The sequence below is a fragment of the Pararhizobium sp. genome, assembly GCF_035497515.1.
Lineage (GTDB): Bacteria > Pseudomonadota > Alphaproteobacteria > Rhizobiales > Rhizobiaceae > Pararhizobium.
The window spans coordinates 1-4,899 of the sequence record NZ_DATJDJ010000205.1 but is presented as its reverse complement, the minus strand read 5'-3'; the positions used below and the strand labels follow the sequence as shown (position 1 = coordinate 4,899).

General features: G+C 60.8%; 6 protein-coding genes, 1 tRNA gene and 1 riboswitch. Of the genes, 3 read left to right on the top strand and 4 right to left on the bottom strand.

Annotation, left to right across the window (positions count from 1 at the left end; all coding sequences use genetic code 11):
- Positions 1 to 307, top strand: a 307-nt coding sequence (locus VL202_RS21275; protein WP_414692922.1) for an acyltransferase, incomplete at its 5' end; no start/stop codon positions are given.
- Positions 308 to 628: 321 nt separating this feature from the next.
- On the opposite strand, the gene VL202_RS21270 is transcribed toward VL202_RS21275, so the two are convergent.
- Both VL202_RS21270 and VL202_RS21265 read right to left on the bottom strand, forming a co-directional pair.
- Positions 629 to 702 (bottom strand) — tRNA-Gly (locus tag VL202_RS21270).
- A gap of 62 nt (positions 703 to 764) precedes the next feature.
- Complete coding sequence (locus tag VL202_RS21265; protein ID WP_056338166.1) at positions 765 to 1,862, bottom strand: 2'-deoxycytidine 5'-triphosphate deaminase; 1,098 nt, start codon at positions 1,860 to 1,862, stop codon at positions 765 to 767.
- Positions 1,863 to 1,970: 108 nt separating this feature from the next.
- A riboswitch (SAM riboswitch) is annotated at positions 1,971 to 2,049 on the top strand.
- A 45-nt stretch (positions 2,050 to 2,094) separates the two neighbouring features.
- Here VL202_RS21265 and VL202_RS21260 point away from each other — a divergent pair.
- Positions 2,095 to 3,279, top strand: coding sequence for an O-succinylhomoserine sulfhydrylase (locus tag VL202_RS21260; RefSeq protein ID WP_325466054.1), 1,185 nt, complete (start codon positions 2,095 to 2,097; stop codon positions 3,277 to 3,279).
- A gap of 45 nt (positions 3,280 to 3,324) precedes the next feature.
- On the opposite strand, the gene VL202_RS21255 is transcribed toward VL202_RS21260, so the two are convergent.
- Entirely contained in the window at positions 3,325 to 3,945 is a 621-nt protein-coding gene (locus VL202_RS21255) for a CDP-alcohol phosphatidyltransferase family protein (RefSeq protein WP_325466053.1), read from the bottom strand.
- Between the two features lie 95 nt (positions 3,946 to 4,040).
- On the opposite strand from VL202_RS21255, the gene apaG reads away from it, so the two are divergent.
- A complete protein-coding gene (gene apaG, locus VL202_RS21250; protein ID WP_325466052.1) occupies positions 4,041 to 4,433 on the top strand; it encodes a Co2+/Mg2+ efflux protein ApaG in 393 nt (130 codons plus the stop codon).
- Between the two features lie 6 nt (positions 4,434 to 4,439).
- Here the strand turns inward: apaG and VL202_RS21245 are convergent.
- The coding region (locus tag VL202_RS21245) for an Hsp33 family molecular chaperone HslO (RefSeq protein ID WP_325466051.1) at positions 4,440 to 4,899 on the bottom strand (460 nt) is incomplete at its 5' end.

Here is a 4,899-nt window from a genome sequence, read left to right as displayed (position 1 = left end):
AACCAATTTCGCGAAGGATGTAAGAATCGGGCCTCGCGTTTGGCTTGCAGAAGACGTGAATGTTTACAAAGGAGCCAATATTGGAGCGGGTTCCATCATCGGCGCAAGATCCACTGTTTACGGGAATGTCCCTGAAAATTGCCTGGCGATAGGAACCCCGGCTCTGCCGAAGAAATTTGGCGTGACATGGGATCGAAAACTGCTATCCGTGGATGATTTGCCATCCATCGGAACGGAGCAGTCGGGCGAAGACGACAAGTCTCCACATGTTAGCACGACGAACGAACCGCAGCGCCCCATTTCGTGATCGATATGGCGATCACTTTTTCTGCTTTCTCCACGAAACATAGAAGGGGCCTCAGGTCAGGCCACGGGCGGCTGGCGTTCATTGTCGGTCGGCCCCGGGAACCTCGCATTGAGAAAAGCGGATATCAGCCGGTCGCACGAACGAAGGAGATCGTCCGCCAGATCGGAGTCGTTGATTCAGAAAACCTTCATGCCAGTTGCACCAACTTTTCTTGGACAAGTATTCCAGGTATCTTTCGGGCACATCGATAAATATCCGCCGACGCCTCATTTCTTTCCGCTCAACAGACCGGCTTTGCGGCTCAAAACTTGAGAAATAAGGTGGAGCGGGTAGCGGGAATCGAACCCGCACGATCAGCTTGGGAAGCTGACAAGCTACCACTACATCATACCCGCCTTGGCCCGAGGTTTCCACCAAGCCCGGCCGGCTGTCAAGGCCGGGGCGGTTTCGAGGGTGATTATTCCGCGCGGAAATGCTTGGAGAGCTTCAGGCCCTGCGCCTGGTAATTGGAGCCGAGGCCGAGACCGTAGAGGCCTTCGGGGCGGTCCATCATATGCTCGTAGACCAGCCGGCCGACGATCTGGCCGTGCTCGAGGATGAAGGGAACCTCGTGGCTGCGCACTTCGAGGACGGCGCGGCTGCCGGTTCCGCCGACCGAAGCATGGCCGAAGCCCGGATCGAAGAAACCAGCATAATGGACGCGGAATTCGCCGACCAGCGGATCGAACGGGGTCATCTCGGCGGCGTAGAGCGGCGGCACATGCACCGCCTCGCGCGAGACGAGGATGTAGAACTCGTCGGGATCGAGGATCAGTTCGTCGCGGCCGCGGCTGTAGAGCGGCTCCCAGAAATCGTGGATGCCGTGCTCACCCTTCTTGTCGACATCGATGACGGCGGTGTGGTGCTTGCCCCGGTAGCCGATCAACCCGTCCGGCCCGGTTCCCTTGAGATCGATCGACAGGGCAATGCCGCCGCCCGAGACGTTCGGCGTTTCGCTGGCGACCAGAACATCGCTTTCGTGCAGGGCTGCAAGTTCGGTTTCGCTGAGAAGCGCGTGCCCGATGCGGAAGCGGATTTGCGACAGGCGCGAGCCACGCCGCACGATCACCGGAAAGGTGCGCGGGCTGATCTCCAGATAGAGCGGGCCGTTGTAGCCGGCCGGGATCTTGTCGAATTCCTGCGCGCGGTCGGTGATGACGCGGGTGAATATATCGAGCCGGCCGGTGGAGCTTTTCGGATTGGCCGAGGCCGACATGCCCGCCGGCAGGTCGAGGCTTTCCATCAGGGGCACGATATAGACGCAGCCCGTTTCCAGCACCGCCCCTTCGGAGAGATCGACGACATGCAGTTTCAGGCGGTCCAGCTTATCGGCGACGAGGTGGCCGGGGCCCGGCATGAAGCTTGCGCGCACGCGAAAGGCGATCGATCCGAGCCGCAGGTCGAGGCTCGCCGGCTGGATCTGATCGACATCCAGCTTGGCCTCGCTCTTCAACCGCCCGGCGTCAAACAGCGCGGCGATGGCGCGGTCGGCCAGAATGCCCGTAGCCCTTGTCATTCCTGTCTTCCTCTTTTCTGCGAACGGCAGGTCATAAACCAAATTGTTCCTGTGACATATCTTCTTGTTCCGGGGAATTGACGCAAGCACGCTTGCGCAGTATTTGAAGCATTATCCCGTGGTGATTTGGCCGGTCGGCTTGCAGCCACGTTAAACAAATAGCTAAAAAGGCCGGGTTTCAAACCGGCTTGCTTTTCGCGGCCGGTTTTTTTGTTTGTGAAAGCGACACTCGATGAGCAAAAACTGGAGCCCGGCAACACAACTCGTTCATGGCGGCACGACCCGTTCGAACCACGGCGAAACCTCCGAAGCCATTTTTTTGACGCAAGGCTTTGTCTACGAGACCTCGGAGGCCGCCGAAGCGCGCTTCAAGGGCGAGGATGACGGTTTCATCTACGCCCGTTACGGCAGCCCCACCAATGACATGTTCGAAAAGCGCATGTGCCTGCTGGAGGGCGCCGAGGATGCGCGCGCCACGGCATCCGGCATGGCGGCGGTGGCGGCGGCCATCCTCTGCCAGGTGAAGGCCGGCGACCACATCGTCGCCGCGCGCGCCCTTTTCGGTTCCTGCCGCTGGGTGTTGGAGACGCTGGCGCCGAAGTACGGCATCGACTTCACACTGGTCGACGGGCGGCACCTCGAGAACTGGGAAAAGGCCGTCCGGCCGAACACGAAGGTGTTCTTTCTCGAAAGCCCGACCAACCCGACGCTCGAAGTGGTCGATATCGCCGGCGTCGCAAAAATCGCCGCTGCGGTGGGTGCGAAGGTCATCGTCGACAATGTCTTTGCCACGCCGCTGATGCAGAAGCCGCTGGAACTGGGCGCCCATATCGTCGTCTATTCCGCCACCAAGCATATCGACGGCCAGGGCCGCTGCCTGGGGGGCGTCATCCTCTCGGACAAGGACTGGATCAACGAGCATCTGCACGATTATTTCCGCCATACCGGCCCGGCACTGTCGCCGTTCAATGCCTGGACGCTGCTGAAGGGCATCGAGACGCTGCCGCTCAGGGTGCGCCAGCAGAGCGAGAACGCGGCGCGCCTTGCCGATTTCCTTGCCGAGCAGAAACAGGTTTCCAAGGTCATCTATCCCGGACGCAAGGACCATCCGCAGGCGGACATCATCGCCCGACAGATGAAAGGCGGGTCCACGCTGGTCTGCTTCGAGCTGAAGGGCGGCAAGGAGGCGGCCTTTGCGCTGCAGAACGCGCTGGATATCGTGCTGATTTCCAACAATCTCGGCGATTCCAAGAGCCTGATCACCCATCCGGCAACCACAACGCACAAGAACCTCTCGGACGAAGCCCGCGCGGAACTCGGCATCTCGCCCGGCACGGTGCGCTTCTCCGCCGGCATCGAGGACAGCGAAGACCTGATCAATGATTTTGCCAGGGCGCTGAAATCCGTCCAGGCGTGAGCGAAAACCTGTCCGGCGTTCGCGTCTTCCGGGATGCGAACGCCTCTACATATTGGCGCTGGACCCGAAGCTTGCGCGGGCCAGCATGATCCGCGACAGCGTCGTGTAGACGCAGACCAGCGCAAAGCCGATGGCGATTTCCGGAAACCAGTGCGGGAACAGGCAAAAGGCCAGGAACACGGCGATGGTTTCGCTCGCCTCGGCAAGCCCGGTGGTGAAATAGAGCGATTTCTCGCCCCGCGCCTTCGTCGAAAGGCCGCGCTTTTCGGCGATGACGGCGAAGGCAAGGAAGCTCGCGCCGTTGATGTAGAAGGATAGAAGCAGCAAGCCGCCGGCCATGCCGTTCTCGTAAGGGTCATGGAGGATGAAGGCGAAAGGGACGAGGCCGTAGAAGGCAAAATCGAGCACGATATCGAGAAAACCCCCGAAATCCGTCTTTGCCGTCGCCCGCGCAACGGCCCCGTCGAGCCCATCGCATAGGCGGCTGGCGAGGATCAGCAGGAGGCCGAGCGCAAAGGCGTCGCAGACAATGGCCACTGCCGCCGCCACGCCGATGGCAAAGCCCGTGAGGGTCACTGCGTTCGCGCCGACGCCGCGCCTTGCCAGCGCCCGCCCGGCGCGGTCCATCCAGGGATCGATCCGCGCCCTCAAATATCCGTCAAGCATAGTGTGCCCTATCGTTACAGTTTGCCCTGCCCGTTATGCTTGGGGAAACCATCCCCATGTAGATTAGTGCGAATGAACTTGAAAAGGGTTTGCATATGTACCGCGCGCTGACACGGGACATCGAGGTCACCGTCGAGCCTTACTACCTGGAAGAGCAGTCCGACCCCGACGACAGCCGCTATGTCTGGGGCTACCGCATCCTGATCTCGAACCTTTCAGCCATGACCGTCCGGCTGATGACGCGCTACTGGCACATCACCGACGAGAACGGCCAGGTGGATGAGGTCAGGGGACCGGGCGTGATCGGCGAGCAGCCGGTTCTCAACCCCGGGGACACATATGAATATTCCTCCGGCTGTCCGCTCGACACGCCATCGGGCGTGATGTTCGGCCATTATGCGATGGAAACGACGGAAGGCGAGACCTTTACCGTGGACATACCCGCCTTCTCGCTGGATTCTCCCGGACAGACCCGGACGTTGAACTAAACCGGTCTATTGCGGCCGCACTTCGGTCGCTTCGAAACGGTAGGTGGTCGAGCAGAACTCGCAGGTGACCGCCACTTTCCCGTCTTCCATCGAATGGTCGATATCGTCCTGGCTGAGGCCTGCCAGCACATCGCGCAGCTTTTCGCGCGAACAACTGCACTTGTCGTAGACCGCCTGCGGCGGATAGACCTTGACGCCACGCTCATGGAAGAGCCGATAAAGCAGCCGTTCTGTGCCGACCATCGGATCGGTCAGTTCGTCGGCATCGATGGTCTCGACCATGACGCTGGCTTCATCCCAGAGATCATCCACCTCGAATGCGCCTTCGGCATCGCCGCCGTCGCCACCAGGCAGATCGGGCTGGCGCATGCGCTCGGGGGCTTCCGGCAGGAACTGCGCGACCATGCCGCCTGCCCGCCATCGATGGCGCGGCTTGCCGTTTTCGTCACGATCGAGCAGTTCGGCG

Bases quoted from the DNA above. Each gene is read 5' to 3' on its own strand.
- VL202_RS21265 (WP_056338166.1), bottom strand. From the start codon at position 1,862: ATGACAAGGGCTACGGGCATTCTGGCCGACCGCGCCATCGCCGCGCTG.
- VL202_RS21260 (WP_325466054.1), top strand. From the start codon at position 2,095: ATGAGCAAAAACTGGAGCCCGGCAACACAACTCGTTCATGGCGGCACG.
- VL202_RS21255 (WP_325466053.1), bottom strand. From the start codon at position 3,945: ATGCTTGACGGATATTTGAGGGCGCGGATCGATCCCTGGATGGACCGC.
- apaG (WP_325466052.1), top strand. From the start codon at position 4,041: ATGTACCGCGCGCTGACACGGGACATCGAGGTCACCGTCGAGCCTTAC.